The organism is Escherichia sp. KTE114 (genome assembly GCF_000407765.1).
GTDB classification, from domain to species: Bacteria; Pseudomonadota; Gammaproteobacteria; order Enterobacterales; family Enterobacteriaceae; genus Escherichia; species Escherichia ruysiae.
Genome location: NZ_KE136626.1, coordinates 3,777,762 through 3,798,210, shown reverse-complemented (window position 1 = coordinate 3,798,210; position 20,449 = coordinate 3,777,762). Strand labels below are relative to the sequence as shown.

24 protein-coding genes are annotated in these 20,449 nt (G+C 51.5%); 4 read left to right on the top strand and 20 right to left on the bottom strand.

Annotation, left to right across the window (positions count from 1 at the left end; genetic code table 11):
* Nucleotides 1-7 precede the first annotated feature (7 nt).
* The 12 genes from fliQ to fliF form a co-directional block, all read right to left on the bottom strand.
* Nucleotides 8-277, bottom strand: a complete 270-nt coding sequence (gene fliQ / locus WC5_RS03150; protein ID WP_000187358.1) for a flagellar biosynthesis protein FliQ — start codon at nt 275-277, stop codon at nt 8-10.
* A 9-nt stretch (nt 278-286) separates the two neighbouring features.
* Complete coding sequence (fliP, locus tag WC5_RS03155; protein WP_001253450.1) at nt 287-1,024, bottom strand: flagellar type III secretion system pore protein FliP; 738 nt, start codon at nt 1,022-1,024, stop codon at nt 287-289.
* Nucleotides 1,024-1,389, bottom strand: coding sequence for a flagellar biosynthetic protein FliO (fliO, locus tag WC5_RS03160; RefSeq protein WP_010351023.1), 366 nt, complete (start codon nt 1,387-1,389; stop codon nt 1,024-1,026). Before fliO ends, fliP begins: the two co-directional genes overlap by 1 nt.
* A gap of 2 nt (nt 1,390-1,391) precedes the next feature.
* Nucleotides 1,392-1,805: a flagellar motor switch protein FliN gene (gene fliN / locus WC5_RS03165; protein WP_001281689.1), complete on the bottom strand. Its 414-nt coding sequence runs from the start codon at nt 1,803-1,805 to the stop codon at nt 1,392-1,394.
* On the bottom strand, nt 1,802-2,806 hold the full coding sequence (fliM, locus tag WC5_RS03170) for a flagellar motor switch protein FliM (RefSeq protein ID WP_010351026.1): 1,005 nt from the start codon (nt 2,804-2,806) through the stop codon (nt 1,802-1,804). Before fliM ends, fliN begins: the two co-directional genes overlap by 4 nt.
* Before the next feature lie 4 nt (nt 2,807-2,810).
* Nucleotides 2,811-3,275, bottom strand: a complete 465-nt coding sequence (gene fliL / locus WC5_RS03175; protein WP_000133128.1) for a flagellar basal body-associated protein FliL — start codon at nt 3,273-3,275, stop codon at nt 2,811-2,813.
* 104 nt (nt 3,276-3,379) lie between these two features.
* Nucleotides 3,380-4,507 (bottom strand): flagellar hook-length control protein FliK, encoded by a 1,128-nt coding sequence (locus WC5_RS03180; protein ID WP_000620049.1) that lies wholly within the window; start codon nt 4,505-4,507, stop codon nt 3,380-3,382.
* The gene (gene fliJ, locus WC5_RS03185) at nt 4,504-4,947 is read right to left on the bottom strand and encodes a flagellar export protein FliJ (protein ID WP_000807573.1); all 444 of its coding nucleotides are present in this window, start codon (nt 4,945-4,947) and stop codon (nt 4,504-4,506) included. Before fliJ ends, WC5_RS03180 begins: the two co-directional genes overlap by 4 nt.
* 21 nt (nt 4,948-4,968) lie before the next feature.
* The gene (gene fliI, locus WC5_RS03190; protein ID WP_000213312.1) at nt 4,969-6,339 is read right to left on the bottom strand and encodes a flagellar protein export ATPase FliI; all 1,371 of its coding nucleotides are present in this window, start codon (nt 6,337-6,339) and stop codon (nt 4,969-4,971) included.
* Nucleotides 6,339-7,025, bottom strand: coding sequence for a flagellar assembly protein FliH (gene fliH / locus WC5_RS03195; RefSeq protein ID WP_016231790.1), 687 nt, complete (start codon nt 7,023-7,025; stop codon nt 6,339-6,341). Before fliH ends, fliI begins: the two co-directional genes overlap by 1 nt.
* Nucleotides 7,018-8,013, bottom strand: coding sequence for a flagellar motor switch protein FliG (fliG, locus tag WC5_RS03200; RefSeq protein ID WP_000067965.1), 996 nt, complete (start codon nt 8,011-8,013; stop codon nt 7,018-7,020). Before fliG ends, fliH begins: the two co-directional genes overlap by 8 nt.
* Complete coding sequence (gene fliF / locus WC5_RS03205) at nt 8,006-9,664, bottom strand: flagellar basal-body MS-ring/collar protein FliF (protein ID WP_001098222.1); 1,659 nt, start codon at nt 9,662-9,664, stop codon at nt 8,006-8,008. The genes fliG and fliF overlap by 8 nt, the downstream gene beginning before the upstream one ends.
* Nucleotides 9,665-9,878: 214 nt before the next feature.
* On the opposite strand from fliF, the gene fliE reads away from it, so the two are divergent.
* Nucleotides 9,879-10,193 (top strand): flagellar hook-basal body complex protein FliE, encoded by a 315-nt coding sequence (gene fliE, locus WC5_RS03210; protein WP_016231789.1) that lies wholly within the window; start codon nt 9,879-9,881, stop codon nt 10,191-10,193.
* Between the two features lie 590 nt (nt 10,194-10,783).
* On the opposite strand, the gene pliG is transcribed toward fliE, so the two are convergent.
* On the bottom strand, nt 10,784-11,185 hold the full coding sequence (pliG, locus tag WC5_RS03215) for a g-type lysoyme inhibitor PliG (RefSeq protein ID WP_000700155.1): 402 nt from the start codon (nt 11,183-11,185) through the stop codon (nt 10,784-10,786).
* Nucleotides 11,186-11,369: 184 nt separating this feature from the next.
* Complete coding sequence (locus WC5_RS03220; protein ID WP_000373062.1) at nt 11,370-11,774, bottom strand: DUF1398 family protein; 405 nt, start codon at nt 11,772-11,774, stop codon at nt 11,370-11,372.
* A 223-nt stretch (nt 11,775-11,997) separates the two neighbouring features.
* Here WC5_RS03220 and zinT point away from each other — a divergent pair, with 223 nt between their 5' ends.
* Entirely contained in the window at nt 11,998-12,645 is a 648-nt protein-coding gene (gene zinT, locus WC5_RS03225) for a metal-binding protein ZinT (protein WP_000989852.1), read from the top strand.
* A gap of 94 nt (nt 12,646-12,739) precedes the next feature.
* Here zinT and yedF read toward each other — a convergent pair whose 3' ends face one another.
* Together yedF and yedE are read right to left on the bottom strand one after the other, a co-directional pair.
* A complete protein-coding gene (yedF, locus tag WC5_RS03230) occupies nt 12,740-12,973 on the bottom strand; it encodes a sulfurtransferase-like selenium metabolism protein YedF (RefSeq protein ID WP_000790504.1) in 234 nt (77 codons plus the stop codon).
* The gene (gene yedE, locus WC5_RS03235; RefSeq protein WP_000118926.1) at nt 12,970-14,175 is read right to left on the bottom strand and encodes a selenium metabolism membrane protein YedE/FdhT; all 1,206 of its coding nucleotides are present in this window, start codon (nt 14,173-14,175) and stop codon (nt 12,970-12,972) included. Before yedE ends, yedF begins: the two co-directional genes overlap by 4 nt.
* 185 nt (nt 14,176-14,360) lie before the next feature.
* Here yedE and yedD point away from each other — a divergent pair, with 185 nt between their 5' ends.
* Nucleotides 14,361-14,774, top strand: a complete 414-nt coding sequence (yedD, locus tag WC5_RS03240) for a lipoprotein YedD (protein WP_010351038.1) — start codon at nt 14,361-14,363, stop codon at nt 14,772-14,774.
* Between the two features lie 33 nt (nt 14,775-14,807).
* On the opposite strand, the gene amyA is transcribed toward yedD, so the two are convergent.
* The 4 genes from amyA to fliD form a co-directional block, all read right to left on the bottom strand.
* Nucleotides 14,808-16,295, bottom strand: a complete 1,488-nt coding sequence (gene amyA / locus WC5_RS03245) for an alpha-amylase (RefSeq protein WP_001245730.1) — start codon at nt 16,293-16,295, stop codon at nt 14,808-14,810.
* Between the two features lie 87 nt (nt 16,296-16,382).
* Nucleotides 16,383-16,748, bottom strand: a complete 366-nt coding sequence (gene fliT / locus WC5_RS03250; protein WP_001015043.1) for a flagella biosynthesis regulatory protein FliT — start codon at nt 16,746-16,748, stop codon at nt 16,383-16,385.
* Nucleotides 16,748-17,158 carry a flagellar export chaperone FliS gene (fliS, locus tag WC5_RS03255; protein WP_000286600.1) on the bottom strand — a complete coding sequence of 137 codons (411 nt, stop codon included), beginning with the start codon at nt 17,156-17,158 and terminating at the stop codon, nt 16,748-16,750. Before fliS ends, fliT begins: the two co-directional genes overlap by 1 nt.
* Before the next feature lie 15 nt (nt 17,159-17,173).
* Nucleotides 17,174-18,589: a flagellar filament capping protein FliD gene (gene fliD / locus WC5_RS03260; protein WP_000146818.1), complete on the bottom strand. Its 1,416-nt coding sequence runs from the start codon at nt 18,587-18,589 to the stop codon at nt 17,174-17,176.
* A 246-nt stretch (nt 18,590-18,835) separates the two neighbouring features.
* Here fliD and WC5_RS03265 point away from each other — a divergent pair, with 246 nt between their 5' ends.
* Nucleotides 18,836-20,146, top strand: a complete 1,311-nt coding sequence (locus WC5_RS03265; RefSeq protein ID WP_000079762.1) for a FliC/FljB family flagellin — start codon at nt 18,836-18,838, stop codon at nt 20,144-20,146.
* Nucleotides 20,147-20,449: the final 303 nt, after the last annotated feature.

Below are 20,449 nucleotides of genomic sequence, written 5' to 3'. Positions count from 1 at the left end.
AGCACGGCTACCCGATGATATACGGCAGGTTAGTGAACAAGGTGCGGACGTAATCCAGCAACAGATTGAGCATCCACGGTCCGGCAATAATAATGGCGATAAATACGGCGATGATTTTCGGAATAAACGACAACGTCATTTCGTTAATCTGCGTGGCAGCCTGCAAAATGCTAATGATAAGGCCAGTGACCAGCGCCACCAGCAGCAGCGGGGCAGCCAGCGCCAGCGCGACTTTCATCGCTTCTGTCCCCATCATCATGACCGATTCGGGTGTCATTTTGCCTCTCTAGCTGTAAAAGCTTTGCGCCAGCGAACCGACAAGCAATTGCCAGCCATCCACCAGCACAAACAGCATAAGTTTAAAGGGCAGCGCAATGGTGGCTGGAGGGACCATCATCATCCCCAACGCCATCAACACGCTGGCAATCACCAGGTCGATAATCAAAAAAGGAATGAAAATCGTGAAGCCTATCTGGAATGCGGTTTTCAACTCGCTGGTCACGTAGGCCGGGAGCAAAATGCGCATCGGCACAGCCTCCGGTCCCTGCAACGGGCCAGTATTCGCCAGTCTGGCAAACAACCCTAAATCTGCTTCGCGGGTCTGACGCAGCATAAACTCACGCAGCGGCTGCGCCCCTTTTTCCAGCGCCTCCTGCATTGATATTTTCTCTTCGCTGAATGGCTGGTATGCATCGACATAAATTTTGTCGATCACCGGAGACATAATAAAAAAGGTCAAAAACAGCGCCAGCCCCAGCAATACCTGGTTGGGCGGTGCGGAGGGCGTTCCCAGCGCGTTACGCAATAAACCAAAAACAATGATGATGCGGGTGAAGCTGGTCATCATCAGTAAAATCGCCGGAATAAACGTCAACGAGGTGATGAACACCAGCGTCTGCACCGGGAGCGACCAGCTTTGTCCACCGCCAGGTAGCGGTTGGCTGGTGATGCCTGGCAGTTGGGCGAACGCGAGGGGCGTAACCAGCCAGAGAAGAACCGGCGCGACAGACAACAAACGACGCATCAGGATCTCCCGCTACGCTTGAGCAAATTTTTCATGACCGACTGAAAATCGGCCTGTGGTATCTCTTCTGTGGGTGCTGAAGGGGGAAGTTTATGCAGCAAATTGATTTGCCCTGCGGTAACGCCGAGTACCAGCCGTGCATCGTCCACATCGACCACCACGACCCGTTCACGCGCGCCCAGCGAGGCGCTGGCGCTAATTTTCAGACCGTTAACGCCTGTGCGTTTAGGGGCAAATCCCAGCCGTTTTACCAGCCAGGCAGCGGCGAGGATCAGGACAATAATGGCGATTAGTGCGCCGCTCACCTGAAGTAGCGGTGCGGTGGAAACCGGCGCGGAAGATTGCACAGTGGCGTGGTTATTCATCACTAACGGCTCAGGCGGCGCATTCGCTCAGACGGGGTAATGATATCTGTGATCCGCACGCCATATTTATCGGCAACCACCACCACTTCGCCCTGGGCGATTAAATAGCCGTTGATCAGAATATCCAACGGTTCGCCCGCCAGACCGTCCAGCGCCACGACTGACCCTTGCGTCAGACGCAACAGCTCTTTGATGGTCATACGTGTGCGACCCAGCTCGACGGTCAGCTTAACCGGAATATCCATAATCAGGTCGATATCCTGCAATGTTCCACTGACGTCGCCGCCGCCAAGCTGCTGGAACACGGCTTCAGCCGCGCTTTTGCCGCTTGTTGATTTTTGTTCGCTCAACGCTTCAGCCCACAGATCGTCCATTGCGCCGTTGTTGTCATCGGCCGGATTATTCAAGTCACTCATTTGGGCTGTTCCTCGTTCAGAGAATTCAAAATCGGGTTAATCAAATGTTCTATCCGTAACGCATACTGACTGTTGATGGTGCCGTACTGGCTGGTCAGTACCGGAACGCCGTCAACATGGGCAATGATGCGATCGGGTTTTTCTATCGGCAGGACATCGCCGGGTTTCAGTTTCAAAATCTGCGACAGGCGCAGCGATATATCGGCAAAGTTGGCGACCAGTTCCAGCTGTGAGTGCTGCACCTGACGCACCAGGTTATCGCGCCAGTTCTGATCTTCATTACGCGAGTTTTCCAGCGGCGGGTTAACCAACAATTCCCGTAGCGGCTCGATCATGCTGAATGGCAGGCAGATATTAAATTCGCCGGTCAGGTTGCCAATCTCGACATGAAAAGGCGTGTTAACCACAATGTCGTTTGGCGAGGTGGTGATATTGGTAAATTTCACCTGCATTTCCGAACGCACGTACTCCACTTCCAGCGGATTAATCGCCTTCCAGGCGTCGCTATAGCCTTCAAGCGCCAGCTTCAACATGCGATTGATGACGCGCTGTTCGGTATGCGTAAACTCACGACCTTCTACTTTGGTCGGGAAGCGACCATCACCGCCAAACAGGTTATCCACGGCGATAAACACCAGACTTGGCGAGAACACCACCAGCCCGGTGCCGCGCAGCGGTTTCAGGTGGATAAGGTTCAGGTTGGTTGGCACCGGCAGATTGCGGGCAAATTCATGATACGGCTGTATGCGGATCGCCCCGACGGTAATGTCCGGGCTACGGCGCAGCAGGTTGAACAGCCCCATGCGGAAATGGCGGGCAAAACGTTCATTAATGATTTCCAGCGCCTGCAAACGTTCGCGCACAACCCGACGTTGGGTATTGGGGTCGTACGGACGAATGTCACTTTCGCCGCCAGCACTGGTTGTCGGTTCGTCTTTGACCTCGCTGTCACCATTCAACAGCGCATCAATTTCAGCTTGAGAAAGAATACTATCGCCCATGTCGTTATCGCAGAATAAAAGCGGTATACAGCACGTCGGTGACATCCTGTTTCGGTTGCCCGGCAACAAGCGGGGTGGAGAGTGTGGCTTTAATTGCGGCAATCAACTTTTGCTTGCCTTCTTCAGTTGCCAGCACGGCGGCATCCTGGCGCGAAAACAGTAACAGCAAGCGACTGCGGACTTCCGGCAAATACTCGCTCAGGCGCGAACGGGTGGCTTCATCTTTCAGCCGCAGCGTTATGCCGATATAAAGCACGCGATCCGCATCGCCAAGATTGACCGTAAAAGTGTCCAGCGCATAGAAGACAGGTGAGAGCACGACGCGTTGCTGTGCTTTGTCGTCAGTAGCAGCCTGACGTGAATGCCAGTAGCTGTAACCCGCGCTGGCACAGGCCGCGAGAGTAATGAATACCAGGATCGGGAGCCAAAGCGATCGCTTGCTTTTCTTGCTTATCGCGTAATCAGTCATGTGTTGCGGTCTTCCTGTGTCGCTACTGCTTATCGGCTAATTATCCTGTGTCTTAAGCGCGGCAAAGCGGGGAAAAGACGTGGATTACGGTGCCACCTCTGACGTTAGGCGAAAATATCAACGCCGCTATTGCCTGTTGCACGCCCTTGTAAAGAGGCGGGAACCGGCAGGGCATCGTCATCTTCGACAGCCAGGTGTTCATGGTTTGCTGTGCGCGGGTTTTGCTGTTGCTGGGAGGCGGCCTGCTGCTGACCGTTAAAACTCTCGCCGCTGATATTGCTCTGCCCCAACTGAATACCGCTTTCAGCCAGTTGTGTTCGCAGTACTGGCAGAGCAGCTTCCAGTGCGGCGCGAACGTGCTGATGCGGTGAAACCATCTGGATTTGCGCGTGGTTGTCATCCACCTTAAGGGAGATTTGCACTTCGCCTAAATCCTGCGGATGCAAACGCAGCTCGGCACTTTGTTGCCCCTGGCGGGTAAACAGCGAAATATGCTGACTTAAGGATTGTTGCCATTCGTGAGAACCCAGCGGTGCACTCAAAACAGGCGCTGCGACGGTGGGCTGTGGCTGCGTCTGGTGCGAAGTGATTAGCGGACTGACGGCAGCGGTCACCGGCGAAGGCGTGCTGATGACTTCCGCTTTACTCTGGGCTTCAGCAATCAGCGGTGTTAATGGCTGAGCTGGGGCGCCAGGGGCGTCGTCAGGCTGCGCTGTGGTGAGTTGCGCAGGAGTCAGTTTTGTGAAGGGCGTTGGCTTCTCTGTCGATAACACTGTTGACGGCGTATCAGTCACTTTGGGCGTATTGTCAAAACCTGGCAACATCGCAAAAAGGGCACTCAGGCTGGCGGTAACATCTTCATTCAGATCATCCGCTTTTTCGTCTTTTACTGCGTTTTTGTCTGACCCCGCTGCCAGCGTAATGGCCTGAGCGGTGGTTAACGGTGTTGATGTGGATTGTTCGTCGTTGATGACTGGCAGTGTTTCATTCGCAGGGATCAGTAAATCCGGTTGTTGCGCGTCGGTCAGAATATCGCTGACCAGCGACTCGCCTTTTGTCGCGGGCTTATCTGTCGCCACCTGCAACCGGATCGCAGCTTTGTCGGTTGTTGTAGCGTCTGCTAACGCCCCGCTCAACAACGCGAGAAAATCTTGTGCGGCATCACTGGCTTTGCCGCCGGGCAGTGCGGAGGTGTCAACGTCAGCGGTAATCAAGGGCGCTAAGCGAATCATTCTGGTTTCCTCATGGCGGCGCGCTGGGCGAACTCATCCATCTTTTTCTGATCGAGGCGGTTTTCTGCCAGCAGCGCCGCCGTGGATTGTCGTTCCTGCAGTGTCTGCCAGGCCTGCAAACGTTGTTTTTTCTCCCGCCAGTTATTCAGGGCAACATCAACTTTTTGTGTCCACTGCGTAAGTTGCTGATGATGCTGGGTAATGGCTTTTTCCAGCGTCTGAATAAACTGCTGATAGTTGATCCAGCGGTTGCTGGTCATCCCGGCACTCATATCGCTATTCAGGTTATTTCGATATTCATTCTGATAATCGATCAGCATTTTGAGTTGTTCTTCTGCCTGCTGACATCCGCGACGCATTTCACCCAACAGACGTGCGGCGTTATCCACCTCTTTTTCTGCCAGATCTTTCAGGGTCGCCAGTGCGCCATGTTCTGCCATCTGCTGTTATCTCCTGCTTAGTCACACTGTCGGAAAAATACGTTCCAGCCCCTGGAGAGAGTCTTCCCAGTCCGCGCGTTCAAAAATACCTTGTTGCAAATAGCCCTCCAGCTGCGGCCACAGGGCGATGGCTTTATCGAGCATTGGATCGCTGCCTTTGGCGTAAGCGCCGACACTGACCAGATCGCGATTACGCTGAAAGCTCGACAACAACTGTTTGAATGTGCGCACTCGCGCATAATGTTGCTCGCTGATCAACGCCGTCATTGCACGGCTGATCGACGCTTCAATATCGATAGCTGGATAGTGCCCGGCTTCCGCCAGTCGGCGAGACAGCACAATGTGACCGTCGAGGATTGCCCGCGCGGAGTCAGCAATCGGGTCCTGCTGGTCATCGCCTTCGGTGAGCACGGTATAAAACGCGGTAATCGAACCGCCGCCGCTAATGCCGTTTCCGGCACGCTCGACCAGTGCCGGCAATTTGGCAAACACCGACGGTGGATAACCTTTGGTGGCTGGCGGTTCGCCAATCGCCAGCGCAATCTCACGCTGGGCCATCGCGTAGCGGGTGAGGGAATCCATAATCAGCAACACATGCTGACCACGATCGCGAAAATCCTCGGCAATACGCGTGGCATAGGCGGCACCCTGCATTCGCAGGAGCGGAGAAACATCTGCCGGTGCGGCGATCACCACCGAACGAGCACGTCCGTCAGCACCGAGGATGTTCTCAATAAAATCTTTTACTTCGCGCCCACGCTCGCCAATCAAACCCACGACAATCACATCGGCGCGGGTGTAACGCGCCATCATTCCCAGCAGCACACTTTTACCGACGCCGGAACCGGCAAAAAGTCCCATGCGCTGCCCGCGCCCGACGGTAAGCAAGGCATTGATTGGACGCACGCCCGTGTCCAGCACATGTTCAATTGGCGTGCGTTGCAATGGGTTAAATGGCGGGGTAATCAGCGCACCGGTTTCGGTCGTATCGGGGGAGGGCAGGCCATCGAGCGGTTTACCGCTGCCGTCCAGAACCCGACCTAACAACGCCGGACCTAGCGGTAACTGCTTGCCGCTTTGCAGGCCGTCGCCGGAGATATTTTTGGCATAAACGCGCGCGCCAGGTAGTACGCCTTCCACTTCCTCCAGAGGCATTAAAAACAGCCGTTGACCGTTAAAGCCAACCACTTCGCTTTCTACTTCGTGAGTTTCAGTGCCGTTCTGGCGTTCAATCACACAGGTTGCGCCGAGCGGCAATTGCAATCCGGTAGCTTCCAGTACCAGCCCGGTGGCGCGGGTTAATCGCCCGTAGCGACGCACCGCAGGCAACTGCGCCATTTTGGCTTCAAAGTTGTCCAGTGTGGTTAGCCAGCGTGTCAGGCGCGTGGTCATTACACTACTCCCGGCGCTGCCAGACGGCAGAGTTCTTGCCAGCGAGTGGCGACACTGGCGTCGAGATCGCCTTCATCGGCGGAGACTTTACAGCCGCCGGGATGGAGTGTCGGATCGCCCCGCAACCGCCAGCCATGCAAACTTAAGGTTGCGCCGAGCATTTCATCAATACGTTGCAGATCGTCCGGGTGTACGCGCAGTTGCGGTTTGCCGCTGAATAACGGTTCTTGCTGTAACAATTGCTGGATCTGCTTAATCAACGCCGTATTGTCCACCGTTGGCGTCTGGCCGATCACCTGACGCGCCGCTTCCAGCGCCATCTGCATCAGGCGCGAAGCAATCACACTATCAAGCGCATCAAGTGTGGTTTGAAATTCGCTGACCAGCTGTTGCATCCGGGCATGAATCGGCGCTTGCTGGGATTTTGCTTGCGCCAGTCCTTGTTCCAGCCCCTGAGCGATTCCTTCCTGATAGCCTTGTTCGTGGCCTTGCTGGCGACCTTCGGTAATTCCCGCCTGATAACCTTGCTCATGGGCTTGCATTTGCAGTTGCGCCAGTTGTTGCTCAAGGCTGGGTTCGGCCTCTTCAGGGGTGATCTCTTCTGGCTCGACCATGGGCACAAACTCCGCTTGCGGCGGCGCGAGATCGTCCGGTGTCCAGGTTTTCCACGGCAGATTATCAGACATAGGTATCCTCGCCGCTGCCAATCACCATCTCGCCGGTTTCGGCAAGACGGCGCACAATCAGCAGAATCGCCTTCTGCTCGTTCTCGACCTGCGACAGACGCACCGGACCACGGTTGGCGAGATCGTCGCGCAGAATATCGGCGGCACGCTGCGACATATTGCGCAGGAATTTCTCGCGCAGTGGCTGCTCGGCACCTTTCAGGGCGATCAGCAGCGATTCGGAATCCACTTCCTGCAACAGGCGCTGGATGCTGCGATCGTCGACATCCACCAGATTTTCGAACAGGAACATCTCGTCGATGATTTTCTGCGCCAGCTCGCCGTCAAATTCACGCACGGCGGTAATAACGGCTTCTTCCTGCTGGGTTTTCATCAGGTTGATAATTTCGGCCGCCGTTCTCACGCCGCCCATTTTGCTGCGTTTGAGATTCTGACCGTCGAGAAGGCCATTGAGTACTTCGGTCAGTTCCGCCAGCGCGGCAGGCTGTACGCCGCCAAAGGTGGCGATACGCAACATCACGTCGTGGCGCAGGCGTTCATCGAACAACGCCAGAATATCGGCGGCCTGCGCGCGCTTCAGATGCACCAGAATGGTGGCGATAATCTGCGGATGCTCATCACGAATCAGATCGGCGGCGCTCTGCGGTTCCATAAAGTTGAGCGTTTCGATGCCGCTGGCGGTATCGCGGGTTTCGAGAATATCTTCCAGCAGGCTGGCGGCACGCTCTTCACCAAGGGCTTTGACCAGCACCGAACGCAGATAATCGTTGGCGTTGATATTCAGTGCCGCAAACTGTTCAGCTTCTTGCTCAAACTCTGCCAGCACTTCAGTTAACTGCTTGTTGGAGATCTGCGTGATGTTCGCCATCGCCGCACTCAGGGTTTGCACTTCGCGCTGGGATAGGTGTTTGAATACCTCAGCCGCCCGGTCTTCGCCAATGGTCATTAGCAGGATGACGCTCTTTTCGGTGCCTGTCAGGTTACTCATGGTCGTTATTTATCCACTGGCGAATGACCAGCGCCACCACGCGCGGATCGTTATCAGACATGTCACGGATACGCTGGCTCATTACCTCTGCCCCCAGACGTTGGTTAGCCCGGCGTTGCTGCAGTTGTTCATCTTTGCTCAGGCGAACTTCCACCGCATCTTCCACTTCCTCGCGGGTCTGTGCCTGTTGCTGTACAGCTTTCACCGCCTCGGCGCGACGTGTTAGCTGCGGGCGTACCGCTTTACGCCACAGCAGCCACGCCACCAGCAGCACCAGCAACCAGCGCCCGGCAGCCAGCAACTGATCGATAAACGCTTGCTGTTGCCAGAACGGCAGTTCTCCACCGCTTTCGTCAGTGCTATTGAATGGCGAGTTGACGACATTGAGCGAGTCGCCACGTTTTTCTGAAAAGCCCATCGCTTCGCGGGTCAGATCTTCAATCTGCTTCATCTGTTCGGTGCTGAGAGGCAACGGTTTGCCATCTGGCAACGTTTTGTAATTCACCACTACCGCAACGGATAAGCGTTGCACATCGCCCACGTTCATCTTGGTATGACGAATGGTGCGATCGACTTCGTAGTTACTGGTTTCATTACGCTGCGTGCTGCGCGGCCCACTATTGCTGGTGGTGCTCGCCTGCTGCTGGCGATTATTTTGATTTGCCGGAGGCGTACTGATTGGTGCGTTATTCGCAGGCGCTGGTTGATTCGACAACGCGCCCGGTACGCCGCCCGGATAACCGGAACCGCTTTGCTCGCTCTCATTAAGCTGGCGTGAGCGGAGCGCCGCCTGTGATTGGTTGCCGTTAGGGCGATACTGTTCTTCTGTTTGCTCTTTACTGGCGAAGTCCAGCTGTGCCGTCACCTGGGCGTGAATATTACCGTTGCCGACAACAGGCGACAGGATCGCTTCAATACGTCGCTGAATACGTCCTTCGACATCGCTGGCATATTTCAACTGGACGTCATTAAGATCGCGTCCGCTGGTGTTGGACTGGGTTAACAGATGTCCACTCTGATCCACCAACGTGACATTTCCCGGAGGCAGACCAGCAACCGCGCTGGAAACCAGATGTACAATGGCGCTAATTTGTCCTTCATCCAGCGCGCGGCCTGGCAACAAATTTACCGTCACTGATGCCGAAGGAGATTTTTGTTCACGAACAAATAAAGAGGGCTTTGGCATCGCCAGATGCACGCGCGCCCCTTTTACCGGGCCGATAGTTTCGATGGTACGAGAAAGCTCGCCTTCCAGCGCCCGCTGATAATTCACCTGTTCGCTGAACTGGCTGATACCAAATTTTTCCTGATCGAGCAGCTCAAACCCAACAGCACCGCCTTTAGGCAAGCCTTGCTGCGCCAGACGCAGACGCAACTCGTGAACTTTATCGGCCGGAACTTCAATCGCGCCGCTGGCTTCGCTGAAGCGGTAAGGAATATTCATTTGCGTCAGTTGGCTGACGATTGCGCCGCCATCCTGATCGGAAAGATTGCTGAATAACGTGCGGTAATCAGGGGCTTTTGCCCACAGAATAAACGCGACTATCACTGCCACCGCAGCGGAACCAGCAACAATCAGGGGGATTCTCGGATTCGCGCGTAGGCGATTGAGCCACTCAAGAGATTTTGTCTGGGCTGCGGTCGTATTCATCGCGCACCTCGCGGCAGATGATAGACGGCGGTATTGGCAAAGTGGAACAAGACGCACTCCCGGGTCAGCACACTCGAAAAATTAACGGCCTCATTATTTGTGGTTTTATTTTTTTCTATGCGCCAATTAACCCGTTTTTTTATCGTTATTTAACGCCTTTATCTTATTGACTTGCTGATAGGCTCTGCTACCAGAAACTATTTGGGAGATGAGTATGTCAGCTATACAAGGGATCGAAGGGGTTATCAGCCAGTTACAGGCCACGGCAATGAGTGCGCGTGCCCAGGAGCCGCTGTCGCAACCCACTATCAGTTTTGCCGGACAACTTCATGCCGCTCTCGATCGCATAAGCGATACGCAAACCGCCGCCCGCACGCAGGCAGAAAAATTCACCCTCGGCGAGCCCGGCGTGGCGCTAAACGATGTGATGGCCGATATGCAAAAAGCGTCGGTTTCGATGCAAATGGGGATTCAGGTGCGTAATAAGCTGGTGGCAGCGTACCAGGAAGTGATGTCCATGCAGGTGTAGGTTTTATAACCTGTTGACTATGCATGTTTAATGACATCCGATCCCACAGCGTGGGGCATGGATGGGGCAAACTCACTCAATTTCTTATTTAAAATAGATACCTGCTCCTGATTGTTTTCTGCCATCCACAACGCTTTGCACTGGATACAATCCAGACTCTTTTCTCCCGTGCAGCCGATCTTTTGTATTCCGCGTTTGAAAGCCTGAAGGTAAAGTTTGTAAGTTAGCGATGGATTAAACAGTGAAAAGAAACGCGGCTGTCGGATTGGAGCCGCGGGACAAGGCCAAAAATTTTCCAAGAGTTGTTGAATTTCCCAGCTTTTTTGGAAGCGCATGTATCTTACTAATAACTAAAAAAGGTTTAAACCATAAAATTAATCGTATTTTTAGGTAACACTTACCGATATATCCCCACGCCATTCAGACGGTTAAAGCAGCAAGTATTTAACGCGTAAACAGGGCGTGGGTTTGTCGCTCGCGCCAGTAGGTGTGATGTGGGGAAACCGTGTCACAGCCAGCTCCTGTCTGTTACTGACAGTCATTTTCAGGTACAGGAAAGTAATGACGGGGATAGCCCCGTCGGTCTCTGTTTACTTAATCTGTATGTTGACGCTGTATTTTTTAGCCTTGTTTTTACGAGCGTCATTGCGGGTTTGAAGCACTCTTAGCTCATATTTACCGGAAGCGGGAAGGATGTACTGACCATTGTCATCAAGTTCGGGAGAGTATCTGGAGAGATCAACCGAATCGCTGATTCCGGGCCCAAAGAGGACAATATCAGCACCCTCATTGGAGATACTGACGTGCACCTTCTGGCCTTTTTTGGCATAGAAGTTATATGTGTCGTAATCGTATCCCTTTATCTCTCCTGAGTACTGCGCACTACTATGACCCTTCCTGAACTCAACATTAACGTCCTTGCCAGCGGCAGAGGCCGTTGAGGTTAGCAGTGCAAAAAGAAAAATGGCTTTACTTACACCATTGATTTTCATGTGTGTTCTCCTCAGTCATGGTAAAACTATTGTTGTTATAATATAACAATTTTTGCCAGGTGTTTTCCATGAGCCTCCCGCCTGAACGTTGCTATGGAGCGTGAGTGGTGTCAGGGAAGAGATAATCTGACAGATACCTGTACAAATAACGGATAACTGTCAGATCTGCGATGAGCTAATACATCTAAATTAAGGGTTTATTGTTCTCAACATCTTCAATATATAAGAGTGTATTATCGATAGAATAGTAACGACGTTTATTATCATTAACGTCAGTAACCCACCGGAAGACACCCGCATTCGCGAGCGTTATACAATATTCCCGAAAAGTAGACTTTCTGGAAATGTGAGTCCGGGCTGCTTTTATTACTTGCTCAGGGTTCTTAGTGGCACTGACTTTTAATAGGTTTCTGCTTCCTCTTATTAACAACACCTTGTCATCGTGTGTGACGATCCTAATGTTATCTGTAGCAAGATAGTAAATGTAATGCGCAATATGATGACGTTTTAACTCTGTGTAAAACCAGGAAAAGTTTAGCTCCGTTCTCACTTGCTCAAACATCTTTTGGAAAATAGCAACCTGATCCATCAGGGGGAATAATCTCTTGTTAGTTGTGAGAGTTTGTAGTTTGCATGATTGGTGTTATTCCTTCAATCAGATCCGATGACTTAATGCTGGTGATAAAGACGTACTAAATATAGGGTTATGATGCGTGTGTCTGGTTAGGTTTTGCTATTCGTTCTTCAGTATTGCATTCGCCAAATGTTATGTTATAACATTTGGCGAATGTTGAAGCGGGAGGATAAGCTGGATGATGGTTGTTAATAAATTGGCTTTTGCGCTGGGGTTACTATTGACTGGCAACTATGCACTTGCTCATGGGCATCATTCACATGGGGCACCACTGACAGAAATAGAACAAAAAGCAGCAGAGGGTATTTTTGATGATAATAACGTGAAAGATAGAAAACTTACTGACTGGGAGGGTGTTTGGCAATCGATATATCCCTTGCTTCAAAGTGGTGACCTTGATCCTGTTTTTAAAATGAAAGCAGAAAAAGATCCGGGTAAATCATTTGCGGATATTAAGTCCTACTATCAGCAAGGATATGCGACGGATATTGACACAATCGGTATCGAAAATGGTGTTATGGAGTTCCACAGAGGAGAGGAGGTGACTTCCTGTAAATATAATTATAGTGGATTTAAGATATTGACATATAAATCAGGAAAGAAAGGGGTTCGTTATCTGTTTGAGTGCCAGGAACCAGCCAGTAAAGCACCTAAGTTTGTGCAGTTTAGCGATCATATAATTGCCCCCCGAAAATCCTCTCATTTCCATATATTTATGGGGAATACGTCACAACAGCAATTACTTGAAGAGATGGACAACTGGCCAACTTATTATCCTTATCAGTTACAGACGAAAGAAATTGTGGATGAGATGCTTCATCACTAATTCATTTCAGGATTGCCATAAATCCTTGAGAATATTTATCTGATATATCGCGTACTATAGACACTCCCGCTGCCTGAAACAGCGGGAGAAAAGATTACTTTTGAATCAAATAACGAATGGTCGGTCCATCTTGCTGGATATCCAGTACGGTATAGCCGTGATTACGTGCATCCAGCGGAATATTGTTAATTGACTGCGGGCAATCGCTGACCACTTCGAGGATCTCACCTTTCTTTAACTGCGGCATCGCCTCAAGAGTAGCGACCGCTGGATAAGGGCAGGGTTCGCCCACCATATCAAGACGATAATCAGGAACGATATTTTTCATGCGATCTCCTTAGCAGTTTGCGGCTCCGCACGGCGGAAGAAGCGTTTCTCCCAGCCGATAACCAACATTAACGCAGCGAACAGCAGTAAATATGTCACCAGCAGGCCGCCCATTGGGCCAAAGGTTTTCAGCAGGTTGATTTTGTCCCAGTCGGTTGCCAGCGCCGGGGCGAAATCATCCCAGTAATAAGCCAGAATCGTCGAGCCGATAACGTTGCCCAGTCCAACCCACCAGTAGTGCACCTGGCCTTCCACCGCGCGGTACATCCAGCCAGTTTCACAGCCGCCTGCCAGAACAATACCAAAACCAAACAGTAACCCACCAATGACAGCGTTCGGACCCGCCCACATGATTTTCGGTTCTACGCCTAACTGTACATAACTGAAAATACCGATGGCACTCACCGCCATACCGATAATGATCGCTTTCGCCATATGGGTTCGTCCGGTGATCCACATATCGCGGAACGCCGAGGTAAAACAGATTTGCGCGCGTTCAATCAGTAAGCCAAAGCCGACGCCAAACAGCATCGCCAGCCCCAGCTTCGGTTGGTTCATTGCTGTCAGCAGCGCCCAGCCCAGCATACCGAAAAATACCAGCATACCGAGGCGGAAGCGACGCCGTGCCTGATCCGGTTTTTGTGTTAGCGGTGATGCGGCAGAGACTTTCTGCATTTTTACCGGGATGCGGAACATCGGCAGTAGGGTAAAGCGCGCACCAAACCATGAACCGATGGCGGTGGCGATGGCAAAGAACCAGGCGTGCAGCGAGAATTGCGGAATACCGGTGAAGAACGCGGCCAGGTTACAGCCCATCGCCAGACGCGCGCCGAAACCGGCGATAATGCCGCCAATAATGGCCTGCATAATGCGGATACGGCTGCGCGGCATACGTAATTTAACGTTGTTGGCCCACAGAGCAGCGGCAAAACAGCCGCCAAACATACCCAAAATCATCATCCCGTCGATGCGGGTTAATGGCGATCCTTCCAGATGGATTATTTTAAAATAACCCCACTCTTCAGCATGGACGCCAAACAGTTGCAGGAGCTGACCGCCCCAGCGGGTAAATTCACCCGTCACTGCCCAAAAGGTGCCGGTGATGCCAAAATAATAAGTGGAGAGAATACCCGCCGCGATGACTGCGGGGATGGGGGCCCAGAATTTAATCAACCAGGCTTGCTTGAATTGCTGCCATGACATGTATGTAGCCTCTGAACTCAGAAGGTTTAAACAAGAGTCGCGAATCATACACCAGGAGAATTTATTTGCGTGGCAATAATTCACAAAAATAATGGTTAGATCAAATTTCACCTTAGGCCTGGAAAGGCTGGCAGCATCAAGGCATTAATGCCACAATCCTCTTTTCTTCTCATGCAGGATGAATGATGAAAAAACTCGCAATTGCAGGCGCACTTATGCTGCTGGCTGGCTGTGCCGAAGTTGAAAATTATAACAATGTTGTGAAAGCGCCCGCGCCAGACTGGCTGGCGGGTTACTGGCAGACCAAAGAGCCGCAGCGTGCTCTGGTCAGCCCTGAAGCGATAGGTAGCCTGATTGTTACTAAAGAGGGGGATACGCTGGATTGTCGTCAGTGGCAGCGGGTGATTGCTTTACCGGGTAAGTTGACGCTGATATCGGATGATCTCACTAACGTTACTGTCAAACGTGAGCTATATGAAATTGAACGTGATGGTAACACTATCGAATATGACGGCATGACGATGGAACGCGTGAATCGTCCGACGGCTGAATGTGCTGCCGTACTGGAAAAAGCGCCGTTGCCGACGCCACTGCCGTAATGAAATCTCCCCGGCTTGCCACCGGGGATGAATTTAAATCACCTCTTCTATAACCCACACACTGACGCTACCGCCGTTGCAAAAGAAGGTCGCTTCGCCATTTTCATCGGTTACTACGCTCTCTTGTCGATTACCCAGAAAGTCGCGCCAGGTTTTATTGCCGTAATTCTCTCCCAGATTAATGGTTTTTTCGCCATCGTCGCCGTTTGACATGACCACCACGCAGCCAGGATATTCGTCAGTACCGCTGCGACTAAACGCAATACAGTTCGGATGGTCGAAAAATAACGTCTGTACACCGTGGGCGAAACGCTGACGGGCGAGAATCAACTCATCAAGCTGTTCTATTATCGGCATATCTATGGGATAAGTTTGCCCGTCACCGCCGACATCTTCGTAATGGGCACCGTACAAATCAGGGTAGAACACGGAAGGGACGCCATTTTCCCGCAGCAAAATAAGGGCATAAGCCAGCGGTTTAAACCACGGTTCAACCGGCGCTTCGAGGGCTTGTAACGGTTGGGTGTCGTGATTGGCGACCAGCGTAACAGCATGGAAAGGATCGGCTTCCACCAGCGTACCGGTGAATATCTGCGTCATGTCGTAGTCGCGCCCCATGCGTGATGCTTCGTGGAATTTCATCTGTAGCGGCGCATCAAACAGCATGGTTTTGCCTTCGACTTGATCAATATACGTTTGCAGCTTATCAACTTCGCGCGACCAGTATTCCGCCACAATAAATAGCGGCTTTGGCGCGACTTCCTGCACGTGTTCGATCCACTCTTTATAAAACCAGGCCGGAATATGTTTTACTGCGTCGAGACGAAAACCGTCGCATTGCGTTTGCTCCATCACCCAGCGCGCCCAGTACTTGAGCTCTTCCGTAACGGCATGGTTGCGAAAGTCGATATTTTCGCCCATCAGATAGTCAAAATTACCAAGCTCATCATCAACCTGGTCGTTCCAGCCTTCGCCGGTGTAGTCGTTGACGATTTTAAATATACCGTCTTCGTTTGGGTTTTCGATATGGTCGATACCGCTAAAACATTTGAAATCCCAGATAAACTGCGAGTATTGCCCGGCGCGAGCAGGAAAGGTGTAACGCGTCCAGCCTTCGCACTCAATGATTTCATCATCAATTTGCGTGCGATCGTCAGCATTGACGCGCTGTACGCGAATGGCTTCTTTTTCATCTGCGCCCATTTTGTGGTTGACAACCACGTCCAGCAGTACCGCAATGTCATTGCGTTTGAGTGCGTCAATGGCGGCCAGCAGTTGTGCTTTATCGCCATATTTGGTGGGGATGCTGCCTTTTTGATCAAACTCGCCTAAATCAAATAAATCGTAAGAGTCGTAGCCGACCGAATACCCGCCCGATGCGCCTTTATAGGCTGGTGGCAGCCAGATCATATTGATACCAATATCATTAAAACCGTCGGCGCGCTCGACCAGTTCAGGCCAGAGCTTGCCGCCTTCCGGGTAATACCAGTGAAAACATTGCAACAGCGTGGGATTACGCATTCTTCGACTCCACTCAAGGGGAACATTAGAAGCGTAGCCGTAATCGGATTATTCGCGAGCCACCATCTCTTTAAGCGTTGCCTGAACTCAAAAGAGGTTTTCCTGCGGTGCCAGCACATAGCCCCCCTGATCACCGTAGGCGCTTAACACAGATTTTTGCATTGATGACTGACCGACCAGTTTCGCCAGTTCATCCATCCGAATCTGCAATAACTGTTTTACTTTGTTTTCGTTTTCCAGAACGAGGCGCAGCAGCGGTCTGAGTTGCTCCTGTATCATGGCAGAGGGTTCCGTTTCTTCCGTTAGGTGTGCGATCTTTTGCACCGCATTGACATATTCCATTTCGCTGGCGATGAGTTCATCCCATCGTCCTTCTGTCGCCAGGCGTAACATGAGTTGGCTTTTTTCGACGAGTTGTTGCCAGGCAAAATACAAGTGCGGTGCGTGGTTCATCAGACAGGATCCTGAATCAAAGAAGGGGAGAGTAAAGACTCTTTCCAGGCATCGGCAAGGTTACGCATCAACGTTTCCACTTCTTCAACTGCGGAGACATCGTTGCGTAAATTGGCTTGCAGCAAACGCCTGATCATATAGCTATACAGGGCTATCAAATTCTGGGTTAATTCGTCCTGGCTTTCTTCGTCAAGACCGATCCTCAGCCCGTTATCAATAATGCTGATCGCTTTCGACAAAGAGACGCCTTTTCCTTCCTGATTGTTGTCCTGCATAAACAGGCGTGCTCTTACCAGTGCGCTCAACACGCCGTCAAACAGCATGGTGACCAGTTGTTGTTGGCTGGCGCTCATTACGGCGCTTTCGACGCCAATTTGGGCATAGGCCTGGGTGCCTTTTGCGCTGTACATAGTCTCTCCTGAAGATTATTTCGAGCTGCTATTTGAGGTGTCGAACTGCTGTGTCAGATAGCTACTGGTGGAGTTCAGCGAGTTCATTAACACATCTAATTGGGTGAACTGGGCTTTATAGCGCGCCATTAAGGTATCGATACGTTCACTGGCTGCGTTGTACTGATCAGTCAAATTGTTCAGCGTTTTGCTGACGCCATCTTTTGCGGCCTGGATTATCCCTGTGGAGGAGAGCCAACTGGTCAGGTTGCTGCTAATGCCGGTGGTTACTCCAGTACTTTTACCGTCACCAATAAACATTTCACCGACGCCAGCGGCATCTTTCTTCAGCGCCGTTTGCAGCTTGTCGGTCGCGATTTCCAGCTTGCCGGTACTGGCATCGCTGGTAATGCCAATCTGTGCCAGCGTTTTATAGTTTGAACTGCTGTGGGTATTGGCGAGCAAGGTTTTAAGCTGAGTCTGGATGGTACGCAGTGTGGAGTCGCCAAGTAATGCGCCATTGCTGGAGTCCTGACTTTCTGCTCCGGCATCGACTGCGGTGTATTTGGTTAAGCTGCTGAACGTATCCTGCAATGTGTTATAGGCATCCACCCACGCTTTAATCGCATTTTCAGCTTTGGATGTGTCTTTACTGATGGTCAGTGTCTGATTACCGGTGGTGACGTCATTCAGGTTGAGGGTGATATCTTCCAGCGCGTCACTGATAGTGTTACTGCTGTTTTCAATCTCAACGTTATTGACCGTCAGTTTGGCGTTTTGCGCGGTGACGCTTTCAATCATGCCATTGCTGCTATCACCTGAAGTTCCGTTGTAACCCATAAAACTTTCCAGGACGCTGTCGCCGCTGACGCTAAGTTTCATCGCGTTATCGCTGCCCGTATCGTTAGCGGTGATGGACAGACGATACTCGCCGTTACCCACATTGATGATACTGGCGCTGACGCCAGCTTTGGCGTTGTTAATGGCATCACGAATACCGGAAAGTGACGAGTTGACCGCGCTGATATCAATCGTGACCGGATCTTTACCGCCGCCTTGCTGGATGGTCAGTACGCTATCGCTGGTGGCGATGGCGGCTTTACTGTCTTTTTGACTATTTTTGGTGGTCAGCGTCTGAGCCTGCGCCAGTTGGCTGACGCTAATGGTGTATTTCCCGGCAATCGCGCTACCCGTGGTAGTGGCGCTGAAAGCCGATGAACTGCTGGTGGTTGAGGTGGCGGTAAATAAATCGGCTTTATTCAGTGCTGTGTTGGCGGTCTGGAAACTCTCCAGTGCGCTTTTCAGCGTCCCGTAGGCGCTCAGTTTCGCGGTGTAAGAGCTTTGCTGTTTTGATATCGGCGTCAGGGTAGATTTTTCTGCCGCCTCCAGACTGTCGAGGATGTTGCTTAAGTCCAGCCCCGACCCAACCCCAAGCGTTGAAATACTAGCCATATTGATTCCTTAATCATGCGACATGTAGAACGAATACCGGGGTTATCGGCGTAAGCGGGGCAAAGTTTACGATTTATTTTTTGGCTTAATGACACGAACAGCAACGAGGAAGGGGAGTATTTCGACCGCTAGAAAAAAATTCTAAAGGTTGTGAGAGACCAGACGATAACAGGGTTGACGGCGACGAAGCCGAAGGGTGGAAGCCCGATACTTAAACCGTAGAGCTAAAAAACAGGAATAAAAATTATGGCACAAGTCATTAACACCAACAGCCTCTCGCTGATCACTCAGAACAACATCAACAAAAATCAGTCTGCGTTGTCGACTTCTATCGAGCGCCTCTCTTCTGGTCTGCGTATTAACAGCGCGAAAGATGACGCCGCAGGTCAGGCGATTGCTAACCGCTTCACCTCTAACATTAAAGGTCTGACTCAGGCCGCGCGTAACGCCAACGATGGTATTTCTCTGGCGCAGACCGCAGAAGGCGCACTGTCTGAAATCAACAACAACCTGCAACGTGTGCGTGAGTTGACCGTTCAGGCGACGACCGGCACTAACTCTGATTCTGACCTGTCTTCTATTCAGGACGAAATCAAATCCCGTCTGGATGAGATTGACCGCGTTTCCGGTCAGACCCAGTTCAACGGCGTGAACGTGCTGGCGAAAGACGGTTCGATGAAGATTCAGGTTGGCGCGAATGATGGGCAGACCATCTCTATCGATTTGCAGAAAATTGATTCTTCAACATTAGGGTTGAATGGTTTCTCCGTTTCGGGTCAGTCGCTGAATGTTAGCAGTTCTATTACTCAAATTACGGGTGATGCAGGAACGGAACCCGTTGGTGTTGATTTCACTGCTGTTGCGAAAGATCTGACTACTGCGACAGGTAAAACAGTCGATGTTTCTAGCCTGACGTTACACAATACACTGGATGCGAAAGGGGCTGCCACTGCACAGTTCGTCGTTCAATCCGGCAGTGATTTCTACTCCGCGTCGATTAACCATGCAAACGGTAAAGTCACGTTGAATAAAGCCGATGTCGAATACAAAGACACCGATAATGGACTAACGACTGCTGCTACTCAGAAAGATCAACTGATTAAAGTTGCCGCTGACTCTGAAGGCGCGGCTGCGGGATATGTAACATTCCAGGGTAAAAACTACGCTACAACGGTTGCAACGGCGCTTGATGACGACACTGCAGCAACAGCCACAGGGAACAAGGTTGTTGTTGAATTATCTACAGCAACTCCGACCGCACAGTTCTCAGGGGCTTCTTCTGCTGATCCGCTGGCGCTGCTGGACAAAGCGATTGCTTCTGTCGACAAATTCCGCTCCTCCCTCGGTGCCGTTCAAAACCGTCTGGATTCTGCGGTCACTAACCTGAACAACACCACAACCAACCTGTCTGAAGCGCAGTCCCGTATTCAGGACGCCGACTATGCGACCGAAGTGTCTAACATGTCGAAAGCGCAGATCATCCAACAGGCGGGTAACTCCGTGTTGTCTAAAGCTAACCAGGTGCCGCAACAAGTTCTGTCTCTGCTGCAGGGCTAATCGTCGTAATATAATGACAGCAAACGCCAAATTGCCTGATGCGCTGCGCTTATCTGCCTACAAGGTGAATCGCAATTAATAAATTTGCATATTCGCGTAGGCCGAATAAGGCGTTCACGCCGCATCCGGCAAGATGAGGCGGACCTTGTCAGCTATCTTAACCCCGCTCCGGCGGGGTTATTCTGCTCGTTATTTACCGATTACCCCAAATAACCCCTTATTTCACCCATTAATCGTCCGATTAAAAAACCTGCAGAAACGGATAATTATGCCGATTATTTATATAACGCAGGGCTGTTTATC